The organism is Streptomyces sp. NPDC059850 (assembly GCF_042731515.1).
In the GTDB taxonomy this organism is placed as follows: Bacteria; Actinomycetota; Actinomycetes; order Streptomycetales; family Streptomycetaceae; genus Streptomyces.
The window spans coordinates 16,809-43,259 of the sequence record NZ_JBHWJI010000021.1; the positions used below are offsets into that span (position 1 = coordinate 16,809).

Here is a 26,451-nt window from a genome sequence, read left to right on the forward strand (position 1 = left end):
ATTACACGATAATCATTTCCAGTAGCCCGATGATCCCGCACCCTGGAGGCCGGGGCACGAGATCAGGTCATGAGGTCAAGCCATGGGGCCAGGCCATGAAGTCAGGCCATGGGGTGGTCAAGCCATGGGGACCTCGAAGTGCAGGACCCGGCTGCCCCCGGGCTCCTCCCGCTCGTCGCACACGGCCTTCCCCAGCGACCGCCAGAACGGCTCGGCACCGGGCACGCCCGGATCGGTGTGCAGATAGACGGCGCGGTATCCGCCCTCGGCCGCCGCGAAGTCGAGCAGCGCGCGCACCATCCGGCGGGCCAGCCCCTGGCGGCGGTACTCGGGCCGCACGTACACCCGGCGCAGCTGGGCGGTCTCCCCCGAGGGATACCGCTCCGCCAGCCACGCGGGGTTGGGAGGATGGGCCGGACCCCGGGAGTCGAGGGCCGCGGTCCCGGCCACCGTCCCGTCCTTCTCGTCCACCGCGACCAGCAGCGTGTGCCGAGGCGAGCGCAGATAGGCGGCGTCGGGGTCGATGATGTCGGCGTGCCAGCGCGGCACGTACCCCGTCCCGAAGTCGCGGTAGACGGTATCGAGCATCACGCCACGGGCGGCGTCGAGGTCGTCGGCTGTCGCGGTCCTGATGCTTATTTCATGCACCTGCAGATCGTACGCAATAACCCCGGGGTGCCATCAACCGGCCGGGCCGCAGCGCCATGTCGACGTCAGGTCCCGGCGCCCCGACCAGTGGCCAGGGCGCCGGGACCTGCGGGGACCGCGTCCGTCAGCGGCAGATCCCCCACACACTGCGCCACGCCATGCGCAGGGCCTCCAGGAACCCGGTGCGGCGCCGCACCGGGCCGGGCGCGGCCGTACGGGACGACAGCGCGGCGCCGGGCGGCGCGGGGTCGTGGGGTGTGGCCACGGGGGCGGCCTCGGGCGGCTCGACCGGGGGCGTGGTGGCGTCGGACTGGGCGGGGACGGCGGACGGGCGCGCGGCTTCGGCGCGGACCAGTGCGCCCATGGCGGCATAGACGTCGATAGGCATGCGGGGGCTCCTGCGGTGTCGGACGGCGACTGGCTGATCCGGGGCAGGCCGTACCGCACCCGCGCTCCGCCCGTGCGGCGGCACATACGGGAGATGCGGGGGATGCGGGAGGGTTCGGGGGACGCGATACGGCCCGGTCCCCGCTCAGCAGCGCAGGACGACGTCCCGTGCGGGGAGCCGACGGGGCGTGGCCTCGACGGCGGAGCCGGGTACCACGGGGCCCGTCGTACGGTCCGCGGGGCGGGCGCGGACGACGGCGACGGCGAAGTGCAGGGGCGCCGTGGGCAGGGAGCGGTGGGAGCCGACCGAGGTGGCGCAGGCGCTCCCGGGATGACCGGCCGGGTGGCGGCCCAGCTCGTGGGCGGCGCGGGCGGCCGGACGCGGGTCGGACGGATCGCCCTCCTCCGGCGACGCGGCCGGTGACAGGACACCGGGTCCGCAGTGGTTCACGGAGGGCGGCGGCGGATGGACGGCGCCGAGGGAGAGCAGACCGTGCAGCAGGGTGATCGCCAGCAGCGCGACCATCAGGACGGTGCACGGCCGACCGGGAGTAGCGCGGCGGTTCGTATCGCGGCCGTGCACCATGCGGCCTCCCTCGGTGGTCTCCTTCCAGAGAACCGCGAAGAGCGGAAGGCAGCACTCCGATAGCCCGAAAGAGTCCGGCATTTCACCCGTGTCGGTTACCTCCTCGAACGCACATACCAGCACATTCCGGTGAGGTGTGCCGAGGGAGGCGCGCTCCGGGGAGGCCTCAGTCCGTGGTCGCCGCGCCGGGCTCCGGGAGCGCGTCGAGCAGCGCGTTCGGCGCGGCCTGCCGCCAGGAGTCGACGAGGATGTCCCGCAGCTCGTCGAGGTCTTCCAGGGCGGCGAGCCGCACCCGCACCCAAGCGAAACTCGCCTCGTGGTCGGCGATCCAGAACTTCTCCGGCTCGGCGAGCGCGAGTTCGTCCCGCTCCACCCGGGGACAGCGCACGGCCATCGAGGTCTCGTCCTCGGGGAGCGTGGCGAACATCTTCCCGGCGACCCGGAAGGTGGGCATGGACCAGGCGATCTTCTCGGTCGTCTGCGGCAGCGACAGCGCGACCCGGCGGACATCGTCAGACGTGATCATGGCAATGACGGTAGAGCACCCCACCGACAACGCCACCGGGGCGAGCGGAAGACTAGCTTCCGTACACGTACGGCGTGGTGGCGGTCAGCGTCGCGAAGCCGAGCCGCGCCAGGATCGGGCGGCTCTGGTCGGACGCGTCGACCTGGAGATAGCGGTAGCCGCGCTCGGCGGCGATCCGGGCGCGGAACGCGATCAGCGCCCGGTAGAGGCCCCGGCCGCGCCACTCCGCCACGGTGCCGCCGCCCCACAGCCCGGCGAAGTCCGTTCCCGGGGTCAGTTCCATCCGCGCGGCGCTCACCGGCCGGTCACCGGCCAGGGCGACGACCGGGACGACCGTGTCCGGTGCCTCGCGCAGCCGGGTGAGCAGCCGGTGCCTGAGGTGATCGCTGTCGGTGCCGAACGCCCGCGCGTGGACGTCCACCATGAGGTCCACCCCCGAGGCGTCGGTGACCTGGAGCAGCCGGACGCCCTCGGGGAGATCGTCGGTGGTGGGCAGCCCCCGCACCGGCGCGACCATCACCGTCTCCTCGGGCTCGGCGGCGAAACCGGCCGCCGTGAGCCGCCCGCCGAGGTCGCCGGGGCGGTCATGGGCGTACAGCTTCCACTCGAAGGCGCGGTCCCGGGCGGTGAAGTGCCGGATCTGCGCCGCTATGGCCGCGTCCGCCGTGGACACGTCCAGGTCCGACCAGCGGACACCGTTCCAGTCGTCGGCGGCGCCGGTCTGCCGTACCACCCCGTCCACGCGCTCGAGCAGGGTCCCGGGTCCGTCGGGCCCTGCCCCCTGTCTCAGCTGCCGGTCGAACAGTTCTCGTATCGCCTCAAGGTCCATCCGGTCACCCAACACCGGCGGTCCAGACCCGGCAACTGGATTACTGGCTGAACCACTTGCCCGCCGAATGGCCTGGTGGCTGGCGTCAGGAGAGCAGGCCGCCCAGCCGTTCCACGACGGCCGGGGCTTCCCGGCGCAGCGCGGCCAGGTCCAGGCCCTCGTCACCGAGGATCACCAGCAGGGCCTGTTCGCCGACGGCCAGGACGACGCTGTAGCCGCCGTTGCACCGGGTGACCACCTCGCGCAGGCTGCCAAGACCCACTTCGGCGGCGGAGCGCTTGCCCAGCGCGAGCGAGGCAGCGGACAGGGCGGCCAGGGACTCCGGCTGCACATCGGCGGTGTCGGCGGCCACCAGCAGCCCGTCGGCGGTGGCGATGATGCTCTCGGAGATGCCCAGGACCTGCCCGCGCAGACCGGTCAGTTCCTTGACGAGGTCGCCGGACTGCGCACCGGCGGCGGGTGGGGGGTTGGTCATGGGAGGGTCCTCCTAGGACTCCGGTGGAACTCCTGAAACCCGCGGTGTTCCCACGGGGAATGGGCCCCACGGACGCCCGCGTCCGTGGAAGTTGGTGTCCGTCGCGGGATCAGCCTGCGCTCTGCGGCCGCCGGTCGGCCGGGGTGCGTCTGGGCAGTCCGCCGCCGGTGGGGGCCGCCGGGGCGCGCGGCGGTTCCGCGGTGGGGTCGCGGGGCGCGACGCGGGGCGCCGTGGCCGGGGGCCGCGGCGATTCCAGCTGGATGAGCTGGAGCGCCTGCATACGGGAGAGGTCGAGCATCACCGCGTAGACGCCGCGGCCCAGCGCGAACGCGATGTCCCGGGGCGTACGGCGTCCGTCGGCGCTGAGCAGGATGTCGCGGTAGCGGGTGGAGAGCCGCCCGGTCCCGGCGGCGGCGCGGGCGGACGGCCGGACCCGCTGCTGGCCGAACTCCCGTGCCGAGCCGAGGGACTTGGCCAGCATCCGCACCCGGCGGCTGGTCTCCTCGGTGAGCCGCCGGGGGTCGGTGCCCTCCCGGTGGCTGAGCCGGGGGCCCGGGGTGTCCGGGTCCACCTGCCAGCTGTCAGGGGTGCTGAGCGCCATCGCGAAGGCGGCGTCGTAGAGGGCGCCCACGCAGAGGATTTCGAGTTCGGCGGCGCCGATGTGGCCCTGTTCGACGAGCGTCGCGTCGAGGTGTCCGCCGGGACCGGCCGCGGTGCAGGCGGCGTCCCACTCCGGTTCGCCGATCCGCCGGGACTTCAGCAGCAGCGCCTCCGCGGTGGGCGCTCCGGGGGTCTCGATCGCGCGGATGGCGCCGTGGTGCAGATGAATCGTTCCGCCGATCGAGCCGGAGATGGTCACGGCTCCGCTGAAACGATCCTGCTGGAGCGAAAGCAGCAGGCCGGGGACGTTGCGCGGCGAATTGCGGTGGCTGGCGGTGTCGTCGTTCATGTCAGTACGGCCTTCGCCTGGTCGGCCATGTGCCGCATGGCGAGGGCGAGATTGGTGCGGTCGCGGTCGGCCGACGCGCACAGCAGCAGGGGGTCCTGGCCGCGCGGCACGACCTGGGTGATGTGGTGGAAGCGCGTACTGGTGACGACCACGCTCTCCAATTCGCCCGCCGCACCGGCCTGGTTCAGCCGGTCGCTGATCAGACTGACCGCCTCGGCGAGTTCCTCGCCCTGGCCGACGGCATCGGCGTCCCCCACCGTGGCGTAGTGGAGCCCGGTGACCGCGTCCACCAGACGGGCGCCCACCACTCCCGGAGACGCGAGCGCTCCGGAGAGCGCGGCTTCGGCTGCGTTCACCTGTGACCTTTCGCTGCGTACCATCAGGCACGTTAGTTTAAGCATCATCTTGCACAACTTGGACCACTCAGCTACTAGTTATGGTTCCCGCGCTATCGTCTGGCGACAGCTTTGGTAACAACCGGGACCGGGCCAGCAGCCACGCGAAGGAAGCACATGAACATCGAGAGCGCCCTCAAAGAAGCGATGGCCATCGACGGGGCCCTGGGGGCCGCGCTCGTGGACTACGAGAGCGGAATGTCGCTCGGGTCGATCGGCGGGGGCCAGGAAATCGACCTCGAGATCGCCGCGGCGGGCAACACCGAGGTCGTCCGCGCCAAGGTCCGCACCCTCGCCACGCTCGGCATCACGGACGCCATCGAGGACATCCTGATCACGCTGGGCTCGCAGTACCACCTCATCCGGCTGATCTCCGTCAGCCACGGGTCGCTCTTCCTCTACCTGGCCCTGGACCGGTCCCGGGCCAACCTGGCGCTCGCCCGGCACGGGCTGAAGCGCATCGAGCACGAGCTGAACGTCTGACGTCGCGGCCATGACGGATCTCGACGTACTCAGAGTTTTCTGCGGCCCCAGCGGCCACGGCGGCAACGCACTCGGCGTGGTGCGCGACGGCGGCGCCGTGCCCGGTGAGCGGGCGCGGCAGGAGCTGGCCGCCCGGCTGGGCTTCAGTGAGACCGTCTTCGTCGACGATCCGGAACGCGGCGTCGTCGACATCTACACCCCGAGTGTCCGGCTGCCCTTCGCGGGCCATCCGCTGGTGGGCGCCGCCTGGCTGCTGGACCTCCCCGAGCTGCTTCCGCCGGTCGGCGAGGTCCCGGCCCGCCAGGACGGCGAGTTCACGTGGATCGGCGGCCACCCCGCGTGGGCGTCCGGGCGGCGCACCCAGCAGTACGCCTCCCCCGCCGAGGTCGACGCCCTGCCCGCCCCTCCGGAGGGCGAGGGCTGGTTGTACGCGTGGGCCTGGCAGGACGAACCGGCGGGCCGGGTACGCGCCCGCGCCTTCCCGCGCCGCGGCGACGGGATCGTGGAGGACGAGGCCACCGGTGCCGCCGCGCTGGTCCTCTCCGGCGAACTGGGGCGCGCGCTCAACATCACGCAGGGCGAGGGCTCCCAGATCCTGACCAGCCCCCAGCCGGACGGCTCCATCGAGATCGGCGGCCGGGTCGCCCTCGCCGAGGTCCGCCCGCTGTGACGTAAGGGGCTCCCGGGGCCCGCCGCTCCCCGGGCCCGCGACTCCCCGGGCCCGCCTCAGCGCACCGCGCGCAGCGCGTCGCCGAGCAGGGCCACGCCTTCGGCGATCTCCGTGGCCGTGCGGGCGGCGTAGCCCAGCACCAGGCCGGGCCGGTGCGGGCGGCGCTGGCTGTGCCAGGACAGCGGCTGTGCCTTCACCCCGAGGGCGAGCGCGGCGGCGGCGAGGTCGGTGTCGGCGAACCCGGCGTCGAAGGTGACCATCAGATGCAGTCCCGCCGCGGCGCCGTGCACCACCGCGCCGGGCAGCCGGGCGCCGATCGCGTCGATCATCGCGTCCCGGCGGCGGCGGTGGCGGGTGCGCAGCAGCCGTAGCTGACGTTCCATCGCCCCCGACTCCATCAGCTGGGCCAGCACCAGCTGGGGCAGCGCGGCGTTGCCGAGGTCGGCGTAGCGCTTGGCCTCGACGAGGGCGTCGCGGTACGCGGGCGGCGGGATCAGCCAGCCGGTGCGCAGCGCGGGGGCCAGCAGTTTGGACACGCTTCCGACGTACGCGACCCGTTCCGGCAGCATCGAGCGCAGGGCCGGGACCGGGGGCCGGTCGTAGCGGTGCTCGGCGTCGTAGTCGTCCTCGATGACGAGCCCGCCCGCCTCCGCCCACCGCGTCAGCTCACGGCGCCGCCGACCGCCGAGCACCACGCCGGTGGGGAACTGGTGGGCCGGGGTGACCAGGACGGCGGGGGCGCCCCGGGCGCGCAGCGCGTCGACCCTGATGCCCTCGGCGTCGACCGGGACCGGTGGGGTGTCCAGCCGCGTGTGGCGCAGATGCTGCCGGACCCCGAGCGATCCGGGGTCCTCCACGGCGATCTCGCGGATTCCGTCGTCGCCGAGCACCCGGCCGAGCAGCGCGAGCGCCTGGGTGGTGCCCGAGACGACCACGATCTCGTCGGGCTCGGCCCTGATCCCCCGGTTGCGGGCCAGCCAGTGGGCGATGGCGAGGCGGAGCGCCGGGGTGCCGCGCGGGTCGCCGTATCCGAAGTCGGAGGCGGTGAGGGCGGCGAGGACGGTGCGTTCGGCGCGCAGCCACGCGGTGCGCGGGAACGCGGTGAGGTCGGGGACACCGGGCGACAGATCGATCCGGGCCGGGACCGCGCGCAGCGCGTCGAACACGTCCGCCCCGGGCTCGGTGGTGAACACGCCACCCGCCGTCGCGGGGGCGGGCGGCGGCGTCCGTATGGGCGGACGTACCGAAACGGGAGCGGCGACGACGACGGTGCCGCCGCGCCCGCGCCCGGCGACGTGTCCGTCCTCGGTGAGCCGCCGGTACGCCTCGGTCACCACGCCCCGGGAGACCCGCAGTTCGGCGGCCAGCACCCGGGTGGCCGGAAGCCTGCACCCGATCGGCAGCCGTCCGTCGGCGATGGCGCGCCGGAGCCGCCGGGCGAGCCAGTCGGCGAGCCCGCCGGGTGGCGCGTCGCCGAGGTCCAGCTGCAGGAAGTCGGCGCCGGGCGCTATGGACCTGTTGACAGCACCTTCATTGGACCTGTCCATCGGTCCATTGTGCGGCCACGATCGCCCTATGAGCATGGGTGAAGGGCACGGGATGACAGCGGTCGGTTATGTCCACGGCTATTCGGATCAGGAGGCCCGGCGGCTGGGCGATCAGGCCGATGTCCTGGCGGAGTCGCTGCACACCGGCACGGCGTATCCGCCGGGGAGCCGGGTGCTGGAGGTGGGGTGCGGGGTCGGCGCGCAGACGGTGCGGCTGGCGGCGAACAGCCCGGGGGCGCGGCTGGTGGCGGTCGACGTGTCCGAGACGTCGCTCGCGCAGGCCCGCGCCCGGGTGGCGGCCGAGGTGCCCGGGGCCGACGTGGCGTGGCATCGGGCCGATCTGTTCGATCTGCCGTTCCCCGACGCCGCCTTCGACCATCTCTTCGTGTGCTTCGTGCTGGAGCATCTGCCGGACCCGCGCAAGGCGCTGATCGCGCTGCGGCGGGTGCTGCGGCCGGGAGGCACCGTCACGGTCATCGAGGGGGACCATGGCTCGGCGTTCTTCCACCCGCACAGCGCCTACGCCCACGCGGCGATCGGCGTCCTGAACCGGCTGCAGGCCGACGCGGGCGGAAACGCCCTGATCGGGCGGGAGTTGCAGCCGCTGCTGACCCATGCCGGGTTCCACGACGTCACGGTACGGCCGCGAACCGTCTACGCCGACGGGACCCGGCCCGACCTGGTCGAGGCGTTCACCCGCAACACCTTCATCGCCATGGTGGCGTCCGTCCGGGAGGACGCGCTGGCCGCCGGAGTGTCCACGGCCGCCGACTGGGACCGGGGCATCGCCGATCTGCACCGCACGGCGGCCACGGACGGCACCTTCCACTACACCTTCTTCAAGGCGGTCGCGGTCAATCCGCCATCTCCGCAGCTCAGTTGAGCGCCGCGTAGCTGATCGCGATCCGCGCGCCGAGCCGGGCGTTGTTCTTCACGAGCGCGATGTTCGTGCGCAGGCTCTCGCCCTTCGTCAGCTCCACGATGCGGCCCAGCAGATAGGGCGTGGCGTCCTTGCCACCGATGCCCGCCTCCGTCATCTCCGCGAGGGCCTGGTCGATTATGCCGTCGATCCGTTCGGCGGGGATCTCGTCCGCCTCCGGGACCGGGTTGGCGATGCTCAGCCCGGCCGTCAGCCCCAGGTCCCACTGGGCGCGCATCACGGCGGCGATCTCCTCCGGGGAGTCGGCCCGCAGCGGGGAGGTGAAGCCGCTCACCCGGGAGTAGAACGCGGGGAAGTCATCGGTGCCGAGGGTGAGCACCGGCACGCCCAGGGTTTCCAGGGTCTCCAGGGTGAGACCGATGTCGAGGATGCTCTTCACTCCGGCGCTGATGACCGCCACCGGGGTGGTGGACAGCTCGGTGAGGTCCGCGCTGATGTCGAAGGACTGCTGCGCCCCGCGGTGCACCCCGCCGATGCCACCGGTGACGAAGGTCCGGATCCCGGCGAGCGCGGCGAGCCGCATCGTGCTCGCCACGGTGGTCGCGCCATGGCCGCCGCGCGCCATGACATGGGCGAGGTCGCGCACGCTGACCTTGCCCACGGACCTGTCGGTGGCGAGCAGTTCCAGGTCGGCGCGGTCCAGTCCGATGCGCGGGGTGCCGTGGAGGACGGCGATGGTGGCCGGGACCGCGCCCTCGGCGCGGATGATGGCCTCGACCTCGGTGGCCATCTCGACGTTCTGCGGGTACGGCATGCCGTGGCTGATGATCGTGGACTCCAGCGCGACCACGGGCCGTCCGTCGCGCAGCGCCTCCCGGACTTCCTGGGTGAGGGTCAGCCGGGGGTGGGGGGTGGTCATGTCGTCCTCCGCGGTGGGGCGTGTCGCGCGTCGTCGGCGAGACGCGGGGTGAGCGCGTCCTCGACGAGGCGCGGGGTCAGATCGGGCCGTACGGTGGCGGTGGTCGCCACCGTCAGCGCGGCGGCGGCGTGGCCGTAGCGGGCGGCGGCCACCGGGTCCTCGCCGGTGAGCAGGGCGTGAACGAACGCGCCGAGCATCGCGTCACCGGCGCCGGTCACGTCCTGGACCTCCGCCGGGGGCGCGTCCAGCTGGGTGACGCCCTCCTCGGCGCCACTGAGCAGCGAACCGCGCTCGCCGAGCCGCACCCATACGTACTGGACGCCGCGCTCGTGCAGCGCGGCCGCCGCCTCGGTCAACTCCCCGTCGCCGCTGGTGTCATGGCCGGTGAGGGCGCCCAGCTCCGCCACGTTCGGGGTGACGGCGAAGACCGGGCGCCCGGCGGCGAGCAGCGGGGCGAGCAGCGCCGCCTTGGGCACGCTCACCGGGTCGATGACCGTCTGGACCCCGGCGGCGCTCGCGATGTCCAGCGCGTAGGCCAGCGCCGCAGCGGAAAGATTTCCGTCGAGGACCAGCATGCTCGCGTTGCCGATGAGTTCGCGCGCGGGCTGCAGATGCTCGGGGCCGAGCCCGTCGGTGGCGGCCATGTCGGCGATGGCCACGGCCAGTTCGCCGTCGGCGTCGAGCACCGCCGTATAGGTGCCGGTGGGGTGCGTACCACGGTGGACGTGGTCGATCCGTACCCCGGTGGCCTGGGTCTCGGTCAGCAGCCGCTCCCCCGCCGGGTCCTGCCCGACGGCGGCGATGAGATGGGTCGGGGTGCCCAGCCGGGCCAAGTTCTCCGCCACGTTGCGGGCCACGCCGCCGGGGCTGGTGTGGGCGTGGCCCGGATTGCTGGTGCGGTACGCGAGCGGCGCCAGGCCGCGCACCTTGACGTCGACGTTGGCGCCGCCGACGACCACCACCGCGTGCTCCTGGCGGAGGATGTAGCCGCGCCCGAGGATGGCGCCCTTCTTGCCCAGGTTGGAGAGGTGGACATTGACCGCCGCCCGGGTGGTGCCGAGGGCGTCGGCGATGGCCTGGGCCCCGCACAGGGGGTCCCGGCGCAGCAGCGCGAGAACTTCCCGCTCCCGTCGCGTCAGCATCATGTTCAGGACAATAAAGGAAACTTAGCGCGATAAACAGAGGATGGCCGAGGACCAACCGGGTGGGGCAGGAAATGACGGGAGAACAGGTGATGACATCCTGTGGGTCCACGGCTTGCCGGACCCGCTCGGCGGCAGCCCGGGGGATGTGTCCGGTAATGAGGAAGAAGGCCGATGAGACTCTGCTTTCTGGTGGAGGAGCGGTATCGCCGCGACGGCATGCCGCAAGAGGTGATCCATCGGCTCACCGCCTGGGGCCACCAGGTGGACGTCCTGCGGCCCGGCAGCTCCCTGATGCGCATATCCGACGCCGTACAGGCCGGAAGCCATGACGCCTGGGTGCTCAAGACCGTGTCCGGCGGGCCCGGTCTGACGCTGCTGGAGGCCGCGGCCTCGGTCGGGCTCACCACCGTCAACGACGCGCGGTCCATCCGCGGGGTGCGGGACAAGGCCCTCGCGGCGGCGATCGGCCGCAGCCGTGGCCTGCCGGTGCCGGACACCTGGGCGGCGGCCCGGCCCGAAGCGCTGGCGGAGATCCCGGACGCGGAGTACCCGCTGGTGGTCAAGCCCGCCGACGGCAGCTCGGGGCGGGCGGTGCGGCTGGTGCCGTCGCCGGACCGGCTGACGGCGCTCGGCCCCGAACTGGCCCAGGAGGGCATGCTGATCGCCCAGCCCTATGTGCCGAACTCGGGCATCGACCTCAAGGTGTACTGCGTCGGGGGCGAGTTGTACGCGACCGAGCGCGGCTCGCCGCTCGGCCCGGATCCGGAGGTACGGGGCCGCCGGGTCGCGCTGTCCCCCGAAGTGGCCGCGATCGCCGCCGAGGTCGGCACGGTGTACGGGCTCGATCTGTACGGGGTCGACATCCTGCTCGGGCCGGACGGCCCGGTGGTCGTCGATGTGAACGACTTCCCCAGCTTCAAGGAGGTGCCGGACGCGGCCTCCCGGGTGGGGCGCGCCGTCCTGGAGCTGGCCCGGCGCGGCGGAACCGGCCCCTGCGCGGTGCTCGGCGCCCTTCCCGGGCCGGTGCGGATGCCGGTGCAGCTGCCCGCGACGGTCGGGGGCACCGGATGAGGGTCGGTCTCCTCACCGCCGACCCGGACCATCAGCTCCTGGCCGACGCGGCGGCCCTGCTGACGCCGCGCCATGAGCTGTTCGCGGTGAGCCCGGAGGCCGTGTCCGTGCCCGGTGCGCTCGCCGACGTCTATCTGCTGAAGGCGCGTACGCCGAGGGCGCTGGCGCTGGCCCGGTCCCTGGAGGAGCGCGGCGCGCCGGTGGTGAACTCCGCCGCGGCCACGGAACTGTGCCAGGACCGGACGGCGATGGCGTCGCTCGCGCGGCAGGCGGGCCTGCCGTTCGCGGAGACCCGTACGGTGTCCGCGCTCGCACGGCTCGACGCGGCGCGGCTCGCGTACCCCGTGGTGGTCAAGAGCCGCCACAGCCGCCGCCACGATCTGGTGGCCCGGGTCGACGGCCCCGAACGGCTGGCGGAGCTGGCCGCCGCATGGCCCGACGAGCCGGTGGTGGTCCAGGACTTCACACCCAACGACGGCTGGGACCACAAGCTGTGGGCCGTCGGGGACACGGTGTTCGCCGCGCTGCGGACCTCCGAGCTGACCGTCGGCAAGGAGGGCCGTCTCACCCTGCCGCTCCCCCTGGACGAACTGCCGCCCGGGTGGCTGGAGCTGGTGCGGCGGGTCGGCTCGGTGTTCGCGCTGGAGGTGTACGGGGTGGATGTGCTGCGCGGGCCGGACGGCCCGGTGATCGTGGACATCAACGCGTTCCCGGGGATACGGGGGCAGGCGGGCGCACCGGAGGCGCTGGCGGCCCTGACGGTGCGCGCGGCCGCCAGCGGGCCCGTACGAGTGCCGCTCCAGAAGCTCTAGGGGGCTCCAGAGGCGCTAGGGGCCCCAGGGACCCTAGGGGCAACCCGTCCGGAAAATAGGGGTTGTAGACGTTCGGGCCGAGGCGGCAGGGTTGAATCCGTGTGCGTGCGCGCGAGCGCACGTCGTTTTGGACCAGCGGCACGAAAGGACGTCAGGTGACCGCAAACCCCACCGGCACCAGTCTGTGGATCAGGCAGTTCCATCCCGCGCCGGACGCGACGACGCGACTCGTCTGCCTGCCGCACGCCGGCGGATCGGCCTCCTACTACTTCCCCGTGTCGAAGGCGCTCGCGCCGGGCGTGGACGTACTCGCCATCCAGTACCCGGGCCGCCAGGACCGCCGTAACGAGGAGTGTGTCGGCACCATCGGCGAGTTGGCCGACGCGCTGGTGCCCGAGCTGCTGCCGTACACGGACAAGCCGCTCGCGCTCTTCGGGCACAGCATGGGCGCGACGCTCGGCTTCGAGGTGGCGCTGCGCCTGGAGCAGAAGGGCGTGAACCCCGTGGCGCTGTTCGCCTCGGGGCGGCGCGCGCCGTCCGCGCACCGCGACGAGTCGGTGCATCTGCGCGACGACGACGGCCTGATCGCCGAGATGCAGGCGCTCAGCGGCACCGATTCGCAGGTCCTCGGGGACGAGGAGCTGCTGCGGATGGTGCTTCCGGCGATCCGCAGCGACTACAAGGCCGCGGAGACCTACCGGTACACGCCGGGCCCCCCGCTCGCCGCTCCCATCCACGTCCACGTGGGCGACAACGACCCCAAGGCGACGGTCGACGAGGCCCGCAAGTGGAGCGAGCACACCAGCGGCGGGTTCGAGATGCACACGTACTCCGGTGGCCACTTCTACCTCAACAACGAGGCACCTCGGGTCATCGCGTCCATCTCGCAGACGCTGTCCGCGCTGCGGCCCTGACCCGGTACGGCCCTGACGCGTATCCGCCCGCCGGTCACCCCGGCGGGCGGTTGCCGAGGACGTTGCGGGTGTAGTCCTCGGCGGCGGCTTTCAGACCCACGTCGCCCTGGCACCGTTCGGCCAGCAGCCAGCGGTGCTCCAGCACCTCGTAGTAGATCTGCGCGATGTCGGCGGAGCCGCGCAGCTCCAGGGGTACGGCGCGCACCGTCGGCCGGAACTTGTCGCGCACCCAGCGGTGGGCCAGCACCTCCGGGCGGGCGCCGAGCGGATCGCCGGGGGCGTAGTCGTCCTGGGTGGCCATCCACCCCTCCAGGTCGTTCAGCAGGCTGCGGGCCTGGTTCTCCTCCGCGTCGAGGCCGGTCAGCCGCAGCAGCTGGCGCTGGTGGTGGCCCGCGTCCACGACCTTGGGCAGGAAGGTGACGGTGTCCCCGTCGGGTGAGCGCTCGATCTGCATCTCGGCCACGTCGAAGCCCAGCTCGTTCAGCCGCCGCACCCGCCGGTCGATGTAGCGGCGCTTGGCCACCGGATAGACGGACTGCCGGGTCAGCTCGTGCCACAGTGCGGTGTACCGCTCCTCGATGGCCTGGCCGAACAGCACCGGGTCGACCGAGGGGTGCAGCGAGCCGCTGGCCTCCAGGTCCATCAGCTCCCCGGCGATGTTCACCCGGGCCACCTCCACGTCGTACTCCCGCTGCCCGGTGGTGAGCTTCGGCTGGATCTGCCCGGTCTCGGCGTCCACCAGATACGCGGCGTACGCGCCCGCGTCGCGCCGGAAGAGGGTGTTCGACAGCGAGCAGTCGCCCCAGGCGAAACCGGCCAGATGCAGCCGCACCAGCAGCACGGCCAGCGCGTCGAGCAGCCGCTTGATGGTGCTGGGCCGCATGGTCGTCTCGAACATCGACCGGTACGGCAGCGACCCCACCAGATGGCGGGTGACCAGCACCGGCTCCAGTGGTTCCCCGTCGCTGTCGGTCCGCCCGGTGACCACCGCGAGCGCGTCCACGGCCGGGATGGCGAGCCGGTCCAGGTCGCGCAGCAGCCCGTACTCGCGCACCGCCGCCCACTCCCCGACCTCCTTGACGGCGACCACTTCGGCGCCCGCCTGCGCGAACCGCACGACGTGGCGGGAGATACCGCGCGGCAGGGCGACCAGATGTTCCTCCGGCCACTTCTCCAGCGGCGTGTTCCACGGCAGATCGAGCAGGGACGCGGGCTGCTCGGGCGAGGTCGCGGTGATCTGGAGCTCCATGGGACAACAGTGTGCGGTACAGGTGTGCGACCTCCTCAGGGCGAGGGAGCGTCGTGTCCGATTTCCGCCAGCGCAGCGGGTCGGGATGGCGCACAGTAGGGGTGTGATGAGCGAAGACACGATGTACGAAGCGGTGTGCAGCCGTGACGCGCGCTTCGACGGCGAGTTCTTCTTCGCCGTCGCCACCACCGGGATCTACTGCCGTCCGAGCTGCCCGGCGACCACGCCCCACCGCAAGAACGTGCGCTTCTTCCCGACCGCGGCCGCGGCGCAGGGCGGGGGTTTCCGGGCCTGCCGCCGCTGCCGTCCCGACGCGGTGCCCGGCTCCGCCGAGTGGAACGCCCGGGCGGACGCCGTCGGGCGGGCCATGCGGATGATCGGGGACGGGGTGGTCGACCGGGAGGGCGTGGCCGGGCTGGCCGCGCGGCTGGGCTACAGCGCCCGTCAGGTGCAGCGGCAGCTGGGCGCTGAGCTGGGGGCCGGGCCGGTCGCGCTGGCCCGCGCGCAGCGCGCCCACACCGCGCGGATCCTGCTGCAGACGACCGGCCTGCAGGCCGCCGAGATCGCCTTCGCGGCGGGGTTCGCCAGTGTGCGGCAGTTCAACGACACCATCCGGGAGATCTACGCCGCCACCCCGACCGAGCTGCGCGCCGCCGGACCGGGCAGGGCCGCCCGGTTCGGGGCAGTGGGACGGCGGGGGCCGGGGGCCGCCTCGGCCGGGGTGCCGCTGCGGCTCGCGTACCGCGGTCCGTACGCCACCGCCGAGGTGTTCGGCTATCTCGCCCGCCGCGCCCTCACCGGCGTGGAGGAGGTCGTGGGTGAGCCCGGCGACCGCACCTACCGCCGCACCCTGCGGCTGCCGCACGGCTGCGGTGTCGTGGAGGTCGACGAGCGCCCCGGCGACGGGTGGCTGGAGTGCCGGTTGCACCTGACCGAGCTGCGCGATCTGACCACCGCGAGCCAGCGGATCCGCCGCCTGTTCGACCTGGACGCCGATCCGTACGCGGTCGCCGAGCGGCTGGGTGCCGACCCCGCGCTGGCGCCCCTGGTGACGGCGCGGCCCGGGCTGCGCTCACCGGGCGCCGCCGACGCGCATGAGCTGGCCGTCCGCGCCGTGCTCGGCCAGCAGGTGTCGGTCGCCGCGGGGCAGCGGCTGGGCAGCGCCCTGGTCGCCGCGTACGGCACGCCCCTCACCGAGCCCAGCGGCGGGCTCACCCATCTCTTCCCGGGCGCCGACGACCTCGCCGACAGCCCGCTCACCGACCTCGGCATGCCGGAGAGCAGGCGCGCGACCCTGCGCACGCTGGCCACCGCGCTCGCCACCGGGGCGGTACGGCTCGACACCGGCGCCGACCGCGACCGGACCGAGAAGGAGCTGCTGGCGCTGCGCGGCATCGGCCCGTGGACGGCCGGTTACATCCGGATGCGGGCGCTGGACGACCCGGACGTCCTGCTGGAGGGCGACGTGGCGGTACGGGCCGGGGCGCGCCGCGCGGGGGCGTTCCTGGAGGACTCCGAGCGCTGGCGGCCGTGGCGTTCGTACGCCATGCACCACCTCTGGAACGCCCCGAGGACCACCTCGTGACCACGCGGGCTTTCGCACACACGCGAGCTTGGTGAACACACGCAAGGAAAGGACAGGGCCATGGCCCTCAGCACGATGTACACGACGCTCGACAGTCCCCTGGGCGAACTGCTGCTGGTGGGCGCCCCGTCCGCCACCGCCCGTGGCGGCACCGCGCTGGCCTCCCTCTCGGTCCCCCAGCAGACCCGCGGGGCCACCGTGCGGGACGGCTGGCGGCGCGACGACGCGGCGTTCGCCGGGATCGTGGACCAGCTGCGGTCGTACTTCGCGGGCACGCTCACCCGCTTCGACCTGGAATTCGTCCCCGGCGGCACGGAGTTCCAGCAGCGCGTGTGGCAGGCCCTGGAGGCGATTCCGTACGGTACGACGGTCAGTTACGGCCACATCGCCGAGCAGGCCGGTGCCTCGCGCGCCGCCGTCCGCGCCGTGGGCACCGCCATCGGGCGCAACCCGCTGCTGGTCGTACGGCCCTGCCACCGCGTCATCGGCGCGAACGGCTCGCTGGCGGGGTACGCGGGCGGTCTGGAGCGCAAGGAGCGGCTGCTGCACCTGGAGGGCGCCACGGCCGGGAACCGATGGACGCGCTGATCCCCCGGCCCCGGCTGCGCGTGGCGCCCGGCGCGGTCCATGTCCCCGGCTGGCTCACCCTCGACGAGCAGCGCGAACTCGTGGTGGCGTGCCGCGCCTGGGCCACCGGCCCGGTGCCGATCCGGCACACCAGGCTGCCGAACGGCGGGGTGATGTCCGTGCGGACCGTGTGCGTCGGCTGGCACTGGCAGCCCTACCGCTACACCCGCACCGCGGACGATGTGAACGGCGCGCCCGTGGCCCCGTTCCCGGACTGGCTGGTGGCGCTGGGCCGCCGTGCGCTGGGCGACGCGTACGAGGACGAGGCGGCCGGGGGCGGCTACACCCCCGACACCGCGCTGATCAACTTCTATGACGGCCAGGCCAGGATGGGCATGCACCAGGACAAGGACGAGCGGTCCAGCGCGCCCGTCGTCTCGCTCACCATCGGCGACAGCTGCGTCTTCCGGTTCGGCAACACCGAGACCCGTACGAGGCCGTACACCGATGTCGAACTCGCCTCCGGCGATCTGTTCGTCTTCGGCGGCCCGTCCCGCTACGCGTACCACGGGGTGCCGAGGGTCCACCCGGGCACGGGCGACCCGTCGACGGGGCTCGCGACGGGACGGCTGAACATCACCCTGCGGGAGACCGGCCTGCCCGAGGGCAGTGCCTGATCAGGGAGAGTCCGCGTACTGGGCTTCCCCGTAGCCGAAAGACCAGTCGATCGAGGTGTTCTCGGTCAGGGTGATGAACACGTTGCGCGGCTCGGTCCCCGCGTACTCCTGGGCGAGTTCGGCGATCCGCCGGTACAGGGCCTGCTTCTGGGCGGGGCTGCGCCCGGAGCGCATGGTGAGCGCGATGTACACGATGCCCTCGTCACGGGGCACGCCGAGGTAGTCGTCGTAGCGCAGTGTGCTGCTGATGCCGTCGTGGCTGGTCAGGACCTGGAACCGGTCGTCGGGCGGGAAGCCGATCGTCTCGGTCAGGGCGTCGTGCACGGCGCGGCCGAGCGCGTCGAGCCGCTCGCGGTCGGCCCTCAGCGCGTCGATACGGACGAATGGCATGGCAGCGGCTCTCCTTCGGTGGGGTCCGGCGAGGTGTTTGTACATACTAGTAGGTACAGACGGGCGGTACCGAGAACCGGCGGCGCCACACGGGCCGGTGAAGGCCTAGTTCGAGGCCAGGCGGCGGGCCCTGCGCAGGCCCGCGGTGACGTCCGCGAGGGTGGCGCAGTCCGTCACCGCCGCCCCGGCGGGCAGGACCAGGTCCGTCGGGGGCCTGCGGGCGGCGACCGCGTCGGCGAGGTCGGACAGACCGGCGCGCAGCCGGGCGATCAGCTCCGCGTCGGGATACGGCGCGCCCTGGTCGAGCCGGACACCGCACGCGGTGGCGGCATCGACGATCTCCTCCAGCGCCGAGACCACCGGCGCCCAGGCGGCCAAGTCCCGGCCGAACGGCGGGTGTTCGGCGCTCGCCACCGTCACCGCGCGGCGTGCGTCGGCCAGTGCGCGGTAGGCCTCGCGGCGCAGCCGCAGCCGTTCCGCGTAGGGCGCTTCGGCGGTCAGCACCCGGTCCAGGTGGTCGCGGGTGGCGCGGACGGCGAGGGAGAGCCGGACGGACACCTGGGCGCGCGGGCCGCCGAGTCCTGGCAGGGCACCCGCGGCGAGCACGACCACGCAGGCGAGCAGGGTGTCCGTGAGCCGGGTGTAGCCGGGGTCGGTGTCGCCGCCGAGGTAGACGAGGGACAGCAGCAGCGGGGTGAGGACCGCAGTCTGGAGCGCGAAGTGGCGTACGGAGACGGGGATGAGCGCGGCGCACACCGCCGCCACCGCGACCGGCCACAGCCCGGCCACCCCGGTCGTGTGGCCGAGCAGCGTGGCGAGGACACCGAAGACGGCCACGCCCAGCGCCGTGCCGAAGGCGCGGGAGAGGGCGCGCGAGACCAGCGGGCCCATGTCGGGCTTGACCAGGAAGGTGGCGGTGGCGGGGAGCCAGTACCAGTGGTCGCCCGGCAGGGAGCGTGCGAGCAGGGTGGACACGCCGACGCAGAGGGCGACCCGGGCCGCGTACTCCCGTCCGGCGGCGCCGAGCATCCGGCGCAGCCGCTGCCGGGGGCCGGGGCCGACGGCGCCGACCGGGGGCGCGGGTTCGCCGTCGAAGACGCGGGCGGCGAGCACGATCGCGCGGTGGACGGCGACGCTGCCCGCGGTGCTGGGGACGGGGGCGGGGAGGCGGCCCGGGGGCAGTCCGGTGCGTACCGAGCGGGCGAGCTGGGCGGGGGTGCGGGCGACCCGGTCGGGCAGGGGTTCGTTCTCCCACAGCAGGGTCAGCGCGGCTTCGGTCAGCGCTCCGGCCACCGCGAGCCGGTCCCGCAGCCGCCGTTCCTCTTCGTCGGGGCGCTGCCACGGGAGGCGGTGGCCGTAGAGGGCTTCGTACGCGGCGTCGTACGCGGAGGTCAGGCGGCGCCGCGCGGACTGGGCGCCCTCGGTGCCGACGACCGTCATCAGGTCGCCGAGCGCGTCGTACACGGCGGCCACCGCGCCACGTTCGTCGGGCCCGGGAGCGGCCGCCGGGCGGAACCGGAGCGCCTTGGGCAGCAGTGAGGCCATCACGATGACCCAGGTGGCGCCGACGAGCAGCATGCCCGCGCGCACCGGCGGGGGCTCGGGCAGCGGCATCCCGGCGCCCACCACGGCGAGCACCATCAGCTGCACTCCGGCCGCCGAGCACACCGGCCCGATGGCGCTGAGGGCGCCGGAGACGAGTCCGACGGTGGCCAGCGCGAGGGCGATCCACGGGCCGAGCCCGAGCGTGCTGAACGAGGCCCCGGTGAAGAGGCCGAGGGCTCCCGCGAGGGCCGGGAGCCCGATGCGTACGGTGCGGGTGCGGCGGGTGGCCGGGCGGTCGTTGATGTGCGCGAACATGGCGCCGAGGCCCGCGGTCACCCCGGCGGGCGTGTTGCCGGTGGCCACTCCCGCCGCCACCACGGGGCCCACGCCGAGCGCTCCGCGCAGCACCGCCGGCCAGGGCACGGGGCCCCGCAGGGCCCGCACCCCGCGCAGGGGGTGCGTCAGCCAGTCGGGCAGGGCGGGAAGCGCGCGCAAGGATTCTCCGTATTCCGGTTCGGTGTGATCGGTACGGTCCTCGACGGTACGTGAGCCGAGCGGACGTTTCGTAACCTGTACGTTTCCGCCAGGTAAGCCGCTTTGACCGGGTTTATCGAAGCGCTTACCCGCTCGTGCACATGCCAGGCTCATATGTGACCCTCATTGGCCATCTTTCAACGCAGCGTGTTGTGCTGTGCACACAAGGCCAACTAGCCTCCGAGTCGCCGCTCTCCAGAACGATCGTCCCGAGCGACCGATACCCCAAGCGTGGAGAACTCCGTGCACGTGACGTCAGATCAGGTCCGCCCGGCGATCGCCCTGGCCGCGTCATGAGCACCCCTCGCAGCGTGGTCATCGTGGGCGCCTCGGTGGCCGGGCTCACCACCGCCGTCACGCTGCGCTCACTGGGCTACGGCGGACGGCTCACCCTGATCGGCGACGAGCCGCACACCCCCTACAACCGGCCGCCGCTGTCCAAGCAGATCCTCGCGGGCACCTGGGAACACGACCGGATCAAGCTCCGCACGGACGAGGAACTGGACGCGCTCGACGCGGAGCTGCTGTTCGGCAGGTCCGCCACCGGGCTCGACACCCTCGCGGAGCGGGTGCTGCTGGACGGCGGCGACAGCGTCCCGTACGACACCCTGGTCATCGCCACCGGGGTCACCTCGCGCGGCCTGCCCGACGCCCACCACCTGGCCGGGGTCCATCTGCTGCGCACCCTCGACGACGCGCTCGCCCTGCGCGCCGATCTCCAGCGCAGGCCCGTGGTGGCGGTGGTCGGGGCGGGGTTCCTGGGCGCCGAGGCCGCCGCGGCCGCCCGCCGGATGGGGCTGGACGTCACCATGATCGATCCGCGTCCGGTGCCGATGCGCCGCCAGTTCGGCGACCGGATCGCGGGGCTGGTCGGGCAGCTGCACCGGGACAACGGCGTGTCCATGCGCTGCGGCACCGGGGTGACCCGGTTCCTGTCGGCCGGTGGCCATGTCACCGGGCTCGAACTGACCGACGGGACGGCGCTCCGCGCCGATCTCGTCGTGGTCGCCATCGGCGCCGTCCCGGCGGTCGGCTGGCTGAACGGGTCCGGGCTGGCCCTGAACAACGGCGTGGAGTGCGACGCCGCCTGCCGGGCGGCGCCGGGCGTCTACGCGGCCGGTGACGTCGCCTCCTGGTACAACGAACACTTCGGCGCCCGCATGCGTCTTGAGCACCGGCTGAACGCGACCGAGCAGGCCCAGGCCGTCGCCCGTAACCTGCTCGGCGACGACGTGCCGTTCGCTCCCGTACCGCATTTCTGGACCGACCAGTACGACGCCCACATCGAGGCGTACGGCATCTTTCCGGCCGAAGCCGAACTCGCCGTGCTCCACGGCGCACTGGACGACCGCCACTTCGTGGTCGCCTACGGTCACCGGGGGCGGGTAGTCGGGGTGCTGGGCTGGAACAGCCCGTGTGAAGTGCTCGAACTCCGTCAGCTGGTGGCCGACAAGGCGCCCTGGTCGTCGATCGAGCGCAGCGCGCCCCCGGTGGGAGCGCTCGTGGGGGCCTTCGGCCCGGGCGGGTGACGCGCTTCGGGAGGGTGACGCGGCCCGAGCGGGTGCCCGGCTCGGGCGGGCGCCCCGGCCGACACCTCCCGGTCAGCCACCGGTGACCGCGACGTCACGTTTCGGCCATACGTCACGGCAAGTGTGGGGCGGGTGCTGGTCCGTCGTGTTCTCGTCCAAGGTGTCACCATCGCTCCGCACCACTGCCGGCTTCTCGGGTTCGCGGGCTCGGTCGCCCTCGCCGCGGGTGGCGCGACGGCCGGAGCGCTGCCCGTGGGGGATGTCCTCACGCCGGATTCCGGAAGAGCCGCGCTCGGCCTGGTCAGTACCTACTTCGGACTGGTGCTGCTGGTGGCGGCCTGGTGGTGGCTCGGGCGCGAGGTGCGCGGTCCGCGGCCGCCCGGCGTCCGCAGTCTGCTGCTGACGCTCGCCACCTGGGCGGCCCCGCTGCTGCCCACTCCCCCGCTGTTCAGCCGGGACGTGTACAGCTATCTCGCCCAGGGCGCGATGGTGCACGCGGACATCGACGTCTACACCCATGGCCCGGTACGGCTCGGCGGGCCGATCGCGGCCGAAGTGGCGCCGGTGTGGCAGCACACACCCACCCCGTACGGCCCGGTCTCGCTGGCCTTCGAGAGCGCGATCGCGCATGCCTCGCGCGCCGAACTGGTCCTGGGCGTCTTCGGGTTGCGGCTGATGGCACTGGTCGGGGTGGCGCTGATGGTGCTCGCCCTGCCCGTACTGGCCCGCCGCTGCGGCACCGACCCGGGCGCCGCGCTGTGGCTGGGCGGACTCAATCCGCTGTTGCTGCTGCATCTGGTGGGCGGGGCGCACAACGACGCGGTGATGCTGGGGCTGCTCGGCGCCGGGCTGGTGGCCGCGACCGGCCGGTGGCCCGCCTGCGGCGCCGTCCTGGTCACGCTCGCGGCCCTGGTCAAGGCGCCCGCGGCGCTCGGCCTGCTGGCGGTGGCCTCGCTGTGGGCGCGCCGGATGACGGTCCGGAGGCGACAAGTCGGCGTCTTCCTCGCCACGGCGGCGCTGGCGCTCGTCACCACGGGCGTGGCCACGGCGGTCACCGGCACCGGCTACGGCTGGATCGGGGCCCTTTCCACCCCTGCCTCCGCCGACAACTGGGCGCTGACCAGCGCACTCGGCCGGGCCACCGGCGCCCTGCTGCACGCGGGCGGCAGCGGCCTGGCGCCGCTGGCCACCCCGGTGTGGCACGCGCTGGGGCTGCTCGCGACCGCGGTGGCGGTGGTAGTCGTCTGGCTGCGGCCACCACGCCGCGGCCCCCTGTACGCACTGGGGCTGAGCCTGACGGCGGTGGCCGTGCTCGGCCCGGCGATCCGGCCCTGGTACCTGCTGTGGGGGCTGTTCCTGATCGCCGCGGCCGCGCCCAGCGGCTGGGTGCGGCGGGCGGTGGCCGGGGTGAGCGGGGTGCTCGCGCTGGCCGTACTGCCCAGCGGCTTCGCACCGGATTCCCGGCAGCTCACGTTCGCGGTGTGCGGTGGCGCGCTGGCCCTGTGCGTGCTGTGGTGTGCGCGCTGGGCGCCGGGGTTCCCCGCCGGGCCCGGGCTGGCCTCCGCGAAGGGCGCGCACTGGCCGGAGCGTTCGGCATGACGGGGCCCACCACGACCCGCGGACGGCTGCTGCTGGCGACCGGGCTCACCACGGCCGCGGCGCTCTTCCTGGCCTTCGTACCCCTGCACCGGGACTGGTTCGACCTGGGCGTCTACTACGGGGCGGTCGGCCAGTGGCTGCGTGACGGCCACATCTACGACTTCACCACGCCCGGCGCGGACGGGGCCGACTACGGCTTCACCTATCCGCCGTTCGCGGCCCTGTGCATGCTGCCGATGACGCTGCTGAGCTGGCCGGCGGCGGTCAGCGTCAGCATGCTGCTCAACGTGGCCGCCTCGGCGGTCATCCTGACCTGGCTGATCGGACCGGTCGTGCGCCGTCAGGGCTGGAACATGTGGTTCGCGTTCACCGTGGCGGGCGCGCTGTTCTCGCTGCTGGAGCCGGTCCGGGACACCTTCAGCTTCGGGCAGGTCAATCTGCTGCTGCTGGTCCTGGTGCTGCTGGACGCCCGGCTGCTGGCCACGGGGAACGGCCGCTTCGCCGGGTTCGGGACCGGTCTCGCCGCCGCCATCAAGCTCACCCCGGCGATCTTCATCGTCTATCTCGTGGTCACCCGGCGGTGGCGGGCCACCGCCGTCGCCACGGCCACCGCCATCGGCGCCACGCTGCTCGCCGCGGGGGCGGCGCCCGGCGCCTCCCGGGTCTACTGGACCGAGGCGCTGTGGGACACCGACCGCATCGGGGTGCTGTCGTACGTCTCGAACCAGTCCTGGGAGGGCGTGCTGGCGCGGCTCGTGGCCCCGGTGGAGCCCAGTGGCGCCATCTGGGCGGCCGGGGTGGTGGCGCTGCTGGCGGTGTGGGCGTACCGGGTGCGGCAGGCGGCCGCCGTGGGCGACGAACCGGCGGGCTACGCCCTCACCGGGATCGCCGCCTGCCTGGTCAGCCCGATCACCTGGGTGCACCATCTGGTGTGGCTGATCCCGGCGCTCATCGTGCTCGCCGAGTCGGGGATGCGGCCGAATACGCCACCGCAGCGGCGGCGGACGCTGCTGCGGGTGGCGGCGGTGGTCTATGTGATCCTCTGCAGCAGCCTGGTGTGGCTGTGGCGGTTCGACGCGACCGGCGTGACCGGCTTCCTCGGCAGCAACGCGTACGTGTGGATCTGTCTCGGGCTGCTGCTGGCGCTGCCGCTGCGGGAGGCGGCGCCCGGTACGGCCCCGGCGCCCGCCCCGGCACCGCGGTCGGCCTCGACCGGGCGCCCGGCGACGGGATAGGGGGGACGAACGATGCAGCCGACAGTGCCCGTCCAGCAGCCGCCACCCATCCGGCGCGCCGCGCCGCTCCCCCTGTACCGGCGGCTTCCGCTGCGCCAGGTGCTGTGCCTGCTGCCGCTGGTCGCGGTCGCCGTCTGGGTGGCCCAGCACCGGTCGCTGATCGGTTCCGGTGCCCGTCAGATGTTCACCGCCGACCCGTGGTGGCTGCTGACGGCGGTCGCGACGACGGGTCTCGGCTGGGTCGCGGTGTCGTTCGCCCGGCAGGGCACGGTGCTGGAACGGCTTCCGGCCCGGCGGCTGCTCGCCACCCAGTTCGCGGCGGGCGCCGCCAACCATCTGCTGCCCTCGGGCATCGGGGCGAGCGCGGTCAACATCCGCTTCATGACGGGCTGCGGCCTTCCGCCCGCCCGCTCCTCGGCCGCGCTCGCCCTGTACTTCCTGGCGGAGGCCGTCACCCGGATCCTGCTGCTGCTCATGCTGCTCGCCGCCTTCCCGGAGGCGCTGCGCATCGGTCCGGTGCTGCCCGAGCGGACCGCCGGGCTGGTGGTGTGGGCGGCGGTGGCGGGGGCGGTCGTCCTGGTGGCTGGGCTGCTGATGATCGGCCGGGTGCGCCGGGTGATCCGTGACTTCCTGCGCACCGCGCTGGCCGACGCCCGCTCCCTGCATCTGCGGCCGTCCCGGGTGCTGGCCCTGTGGGGCGGTTCGCTGGCGTTCCCGCTGCTGCAGGCGGCCGGTCTGGTGGCGGTGGCGCTCGCGCTGGAGCTGGACGTATGGCCGCCGCATGTGATGCTCGCTTATCTGGCCGCCTCGGCGGTGGCCGCCCTGGTGCCGTCCCCCGGTGGCATCGGCTCGGTCGACGCGGCGCTGGTGATCGCGCTGGTCGCGGCGGGCGCCCCGGTCGAGGCCGCCACCTCCACGGTGCTCGCCTACCGCTTCATCACCCTGTGGCTTCCGCTGGTCCCGGGCGCGCTGGTGCTGGGCGCCCTGGTCCGTTCCAAGGTCCTCTGACCGACCGGCGCTGGACGCCGTGCGCGGTGAGCACGTCGTCGCGGCCGAGGGCGATACGGGTGCCCAGGGCGGAGCCGGTACGGCCGAGGGTGCGGGCGAGCCATGCGGCGTCCTCGTGCGGGGCGCGGCGCAGCCGCATCCGCCGGGCCTGGAAGACCACCATCCGCAGCTCCAGGAGCGCGCCGGTGGCCGGCCGCAGCGTGGCGAAGTACAGCAGCCGCAGATCGTCCCGGTACCGCTCGTAGCCGCCGATGCCCTCGTAGTCGTCGATGAGGTCGCCGCAGCCGTAGAGGACCAGCTTGTCGCGGTAGATTTCCAGCGGGCGGGGGTGGTGGGAGGAGTGGCCGTGGACGAGGTCCACGCCGCCGTCGATCAGGGCGTGGGCGAAGCGGATCTGGTCCTCGGGGATGTCGTACCCCCAGTTGGTGCCCCAGTGGATCGAGACCACGGCGAGGTCACCGGGCCGCTTGAGCTGCCGTACCCGGCGGGCGAGCGCGGCGGCGTCATCGGCCGTGTGCTCGGACACCAGGTCGACGCCGGACCTCTCGCCGCGCGCCGCCCAGCCGGGCGGGATGCCGCTGGAGGCGGTCCCGCAGGCGAAGACCAGGACACGGTGGTGGCTACCTGCCGGGACGGCCGCGGGGCGGCGTGCCGACCTCATGTCCCGGCCCGCGCCCGCCACCTGGATCCCGGCGGCGGCCAGGGAGTCGAGGGTGTCGTCGAGGCCGGGCCGTCCTCGGTCCAGCACATGGTTGTTGGCGAGGACACAGACATCGGGCCGGGCCACGGCCAGGCCGGGGAGGTTGGCGGGGCTCATCCGGTAGTGGATCTCCTTGCCGGGTGCGAACGCGCCGCCACGGGTGACGCTCGTCTCCAGGTTCACCACCCGGACGTCGGGCGCGGCCTGGTCCAGCACCGGCAGCGCCTCTCCCCACGGCCAGGAGAAGCCGACCGGCCTCGGGATGGGGCCGTTCGCCGCCTCCGCCAGCCCGACATAGGCCCGGGAGTCACGGATGTACGGCTCCCGCAGCGCCGGATCGCCGGGGTGGGGCAGGATCTGGTCGACACCACGGCCGAGCATCACATCGCCGCAGAGGGACAGCGTCACCGCGTCGCCGCGCATACTTCCACGGTAATGCGCCGCCTGTCCTGAACGTCGCGGCGTCCTGGATGTCGCGGCCACAGTTCAACTAGGCTTTTCCGCCGTTTCTTCCAGGCGCCGTTGTACACGTCAGCCGGGCGGACGACACTGCCCCGGTTGCCCGCGCCACTTCGGACGCCACAGGAGACCGGATTC

28 protein-coding genes are annotated in these 26,451 nt (G+C 73.4%); 13 read left to right on the forward strand and 15 right to left on the reverse strand.

Going from position 1 to position 26,451, the window contains the following annotated elements; all coding sequences use genetic code 11:
• Window positions 1-117: 117 nt before the first annotated feature.
• The 8 genes from ACFV9T_RS19200 to ACFV9T_RS19235 form a co-directional block, all read right to left on the reverse strand.
• Window positions 118-648 carry a GNAT family N-acetyltransferase gene (locus ACFV9T_RS19200; RefSeq protein ID WP_385441750.1) on the reverse strand — a complete coding sequence of 177 codons (531 nt, stop codon included), beginning with the start codon at window positions 646-648 and terminating at the stop codon, window positions 118-120.
• Between the two features lie 124 nt (window positions 649-772).
• Window positions 773-1,036, reverse strand: coding sequence for a hypothetical protein (locus ACFV9T_RS19205; RefSeq protein ID WP_385441752.1), 264 nt, complete (start codon window positions 1,034-1,036; stop codon window positions 773-775).
• A gap of 144 nt (window positions 1,037-1,180) precedes the next feature.
• On the reverse strand, window positions 1,181-1,621 hold the full coding sequence (locus tag ACFV9T_RS19210) for a hypothetical protein (RefSeq protein ID WP_385441754.1): 441 nt from the start codon (window positions 1,619-1,621) through the stop codon (window positions 1,181-1,183).
• 166 nt (window positions 1,622-1,787) lie between these two features.
• Window positions 1,788-2,147, reverse strand: a complete 360-nt coding sequence (locus tag ACFV9T_RS19215; protein WP_385441756.1) for an MmcQ/YjbR family DNA-binding protein — start codon at window positions 2,145-2,147, stop codon at window positions 1,788-1,790.
• Between the two features lie 52 nt (window positions 2,148-2,199).
• Window positions 2,200-2,976: a GNAT family N-acetyltransferase gene (locus tag ACFV9T_RS19220; RefSeq protein ID WP_385441757.1), complete on the reverse strand. Its 777-nt coding sequence runs from the start codon at window positions 2,974-2,976 to the stop codon at window positions 2,200-2,202.
• 85 nt (window positions 2,977-3,061) lie between these two features.
• Window positions 3,062-3,451, reverse strand: a complete 390-nt coding sequence (locus ACFV9T_RS19225; protein ID WP_385441760.1) for a roadblock/LC7 domain-containing protein — start codon at window positions 3,449-3,451, stop codon at window positions 3,062-3,064.
• A gap of 109 nt (window positions 3,452-3,560) precedes the next feature.
• Window positions 3,561-4,400: a hypothetical protein gene (locus ACFV9T_RS19230; protein ID WP_385441763.1), complete on the reverse strand. Its 840-nt coding sequence runs from the start codon at window positions 4,398-4,400 to the stop codon at window positions 3,561-3,563.
• Window positions 4,397-4,756: a hypothetical protein gene (locus tag ACFV9T_RS19235; RefSeq protein ID WP_385441765.1), complete on the reverse strand. Its 360-nt coding sequence runs from the start codon at window positions 4,754-4,756 to the stop codon at window positions 4,397-4,399. The genes ACFV9T_RS19230 and ACFV9T_RS19235 overlap by 4 nt, the downstream gene beginning before the upstream one ends.
• 156 nt (window positions 4,757-4,912) lie before the next feature.
• Between ACFV9T_RS19235 and ACFV9T_RS19240 the strand changes: the two genes are divergently transcribed.
• On the forward strand, window positions 4,913-5,278 hold the full coding sequence (locus tag ACFV9T_RS19240; protein ID WP_385441768.1) for a hypothetical protein: 366 nt from the start codon (window positions 4,913-4,915) through the stop codon (window positions 5,276-5,278).
• A 10-nt stretch (window positions 5,279-5,288) separates the two neighbouring features.
• The gene (locus ACFV9T_RS19245; RefSeq protein WP_385441769.1) at window positions 5,289-5,948 is read left to right on the forward strand and encodes a PhzF family phenazine biosynthesis protein; all 660 of its coding nucleotides are present in this window, start codon (window positions 5,289-5,291) and stop codon (window positions 5,946-5,948) included.
• A gap of 56 nt (window positions 5,949-6,004) precedes the next feature.
• Here ACFV9T_RS19245 and ACFV9T_RS19250 read toward each other — a convergent pair whose 3' ends face one another.
• Complete coding sequence (locus ACFV9T_RS19250) at window positions 6,005-7,495, reverse strand: PLP-dependent aminotransferase family protein (protein WP_385441771.1); 1,491 nt, start codon at window positions 7,493-7,495, stop codon at window positions 6,005-6,007.
• Between the two features lie 28 nt (window positions 7,496-7,523).
• Between ACFV9T_RS19250 and ACFV9T_RS19255 the strand changes: the two genes are divergently transcribed.
• Entirely contained in the window at window positions 7,524-8,378 is an 855-nt protein-coding gene (locus ACFV9T_RS19255; protein WP_385441774.1) for a methyltransferase domain-containing protein, read from the forward strand.
• Here the strand turns inward: ACFV9T_RS19255 and ACFV9T_RS19260 are convergent.
• Both ACFV9T_RS19260 and ACFV9T_RS19265 read right to left on the reverse strand, forming a co-directional pair.
• Window positions 8,371-9,294 (reverse strand): pseudouridine-5'-phosphate glycosidase, encoded by a 924-nt coding sequence (locus ACFV9T_RS19260; RefSeq protein WP_385441775.1) that lies wholly within the window; start codon window positions 9,292-9,294, stop codon window positions 8,371-8,373. The two genes, ACFV9T_RS19255 and ACFV9T_RS19260, sit on opposite strands and share 8 nt — an antisense overlap.
• Entirely contained in the window at window positions 9,291-10,439 is a 1,149-nt protein-coding gene (locus ACFV9T_RS19265; RefSeq protein WP_385441776.1) for a PfkB family carbohydrate kinase, read from the reverse strand. The genes ACFV9T_RS19260 and ACFV9T_RS19265 overlap by 4 nt, the downstream gene beginning before the upstream one ends.
• Window positions 10,440-10,610: 171 nt before the next feature.
• Between ACFV9T_RS19265 and ACFV9T_RS19270 the strand changes: the two genes are divergently transcribed.
• The 3 genes from ACFV9T_RS19270 to ACFV9T_RS19280 all read left to right on the forward strand — a co-directional run bounded on the left by ACFV9T_RS19270 (window position 10,611) and on the right by ACFV9T_RS19280 (window position 13,236).
• Window positions 10,611-11,510 carry a RimK family alpha-L-glutamate ligase gene (locus ACFV9T_RS19270; RefSeq protein WP_385441778.1) on the forward strand — a complete coding sequence of 300 codons (900 nt, stop codon included), beginning with the start codon at window positions 10,611-10,613 and terminating at the stop codon, window positions 11,508-11,510.
• Window positions 11,507-12,322 (forward strand): RimK family alpha-L-glutamate ligase, encoded by an 816-nt coding sequence (locus ACFV9T_RS19275; protein WP_385441779.1) that lies wholly within the window; start codon window positions 11,507-11,509, stop codon window positions 12,320-12,322. Before ACFV9T_RS19270 ends, ACFV9T_RS19275 begins: the two co-directional genes overlap by 4 nt.
• A 155-nt stretch (window positions 12,323-12,477) precedes the next feature.
• Entirely contained in the window at window positions 12,478-13,236 is a 759-nt protein-coding gene (locus ACFV9T_RS19280; protein ID WP_385441781.1) for a thioesterase II family protein, read from the forward strand.
• A gap of 34 nt (window positions 13,237-13,270) precedes the next feature.
• On the opposite strand, the gene ACFV9T_RS19285 is transcribed toward ACFV9T_RS19280, so the two are convergent.
• Window positions 13,271-14,485, reverse strand: a complete 1,215-nt coding sequence (locus tag ACFV9T_RS19285; RefSeq protein WP_385441782.1) for a DUF4032 domain-containing protein — start codon at window positions 14,483-14,485, stop codon at window positions 13,271-13,273.
• Between the two features lie 106 nt (window positions 14,486-14,591).
• On the opposite strand from ACFV9T_RS19285, the gene ACFV9T_RS19290 reads away from it, so the two are divergent.
• From ACFV9T_RS19290 to ACFV9T_RS19300, 3 genes are read left to right on the forward strand one after another with little or no spacing between them, the layout of a single operon-like run.
• A complete protein-coding gene (locus ACFV9T_RS19290) occupies window positions 14,592-16,070 on the forward strand; it encodes an AlkA N-terminal domain-containing protein (RefSeq protein ID WP_385441783.1) in 1,479 nt (492 codons plus the stop codon).
• Between the two features lie 60 nt (window positions 16,071-16,130).
• The gene (locus ACFV9T_RS19295; protein ID WP_385441785.1) at window positions 16,131-16,658 is read left to right on the forward strand and encodes a methylated-DNA--[protein]-cysteine S-methyltransferase; all 528 of its coding nucleotides are present in this window, start codon (window positions 16,131-16,133) and stop codon (window positions 16,656-16,658) included.
• The gene (locus ACFV9T_RS19300) at window positions 16,646-17,314 is read left to right on the forward strand and encodes an alpha-ketoglutarate-dependent dioxygenase AlkB family protein (protein WP_385441787.1); all 669 of its coding nucleotides are present in this window, start codon (window positions 16,646-16,648) and stop codon (window positions 17,312-17,314) included. The genes ACFV9T_RS19295 and ACFV9T_RS19300 overlap by 13 nt, the downstream gene beginning before the upstream one ends.
• Here ACFV9T_RS19300 and ACFV9T_RS19305 read toward each other — a convergent pair whose 3' ends face one another.
• The gene (locus tag ACFV9T_RS19305; RefSeq protein WP_385441788.1) at window positions 17,315-17,704 is read right to left on the reverse strand and encodes a tautomerase family protein; all 390 of its coding nucleotides are present in this window, start codon (window positions 17,702-17,704) and stop codon (window positions 17,315-17,317) included.
• A gap of 105 nt (window positions 17,705-17,809) precedes the next feature.
• Entirely contained in the window at window positions 17,810-19,744 is a 1,935-nt protein-coding gene (locus tag ACFV9T_RS19310; RefSeq protein WP_385441791.1) for an FUSC family protein, read from the reverse strand.
• 332 nt (window positions 19,745-20,076) lie between these two features.
• Between ACFV9T_RS19310 and ACFV9T_RS19315 the strand changes: the two genes are divergently transcribed.
• The 4 genes from ACFV9T_RS19315 (at window position 20,077) to ACFV9T_RS19330 (ending at window position 25,154) form a co-directional block, all read left to right on the forward strand.
• A complete protein-coding gene (locus ACFV9T_RS19315; protein WP_385441793.1) occupies window positions 20,077-21,312 on the forward strand; it encodes an NAD(P)/FAD-dependent oxidoreductase in 1,236 nt (411 codons plus the stop codon).
• A gap of 132 nt (window positions 21,313-21,444) precedes the next feature.
• Window positions 21,445-22,911: a polyprenol phosphomannose-dependent alpha 1,6 mannosyltransferase MptB gene (gene mptB, locus ACFV9T_RS19320; protein ID WP_385441794.1), complete on the forward strand. Its 1,467-nt coding sequence runs from the start codon at window positions 21,445-21,447 to the stop codon at window positions 22,909-22,911.
• A complete protein-coding gene (locus ACFV9T_RS19325) occupies window positions 22,908-24,146 on the forward strand; it encodes a glycosyltransferase 87 family protein (protein WP_385441797.1) in 1,239 nt (412 codons plus the stop codon). Before mptB ends, ACFV9T_RS19325 begins: the two co-directional genes overlap by 4 nt.
• Before the next feature lie 12 nt (window positions 24,147-24,158).
• The gene (locus ACFV9T_RS19330; RefSeq protein WP_385441799.1) at window positions 24,159-25,154 is read left to right on the forward strand and encodes a YbhN family protein; all 996 of its coding nucleotides are present in this window, start codon (window positions 24,159-24,161) and stop codon (window positions 25,152-25,154) included.
• Here ACFV9T_RS19330 and ACFV9T_RS19335 read toward each other — a convergent pair.
• Window positions 25,084-26,277 (reverse strand): CapA family protein, encoded by a 1,194-nt coding sequence (locus ACFV9T_RS19335; RefSeq protein WP_385441800.1) that lies wholly within the window; start codon window positions 26,275-26,277, stop codon window positions 25,084-25,086. The two genes, ACFV9T_RS19330 and ACFV9T_RS19335, sit on opposite strands and share 71 nt — an antisense overlap.
• Between the last annotated feature and the right edge of the window lie 174 nt (window positions 26,278-26,451).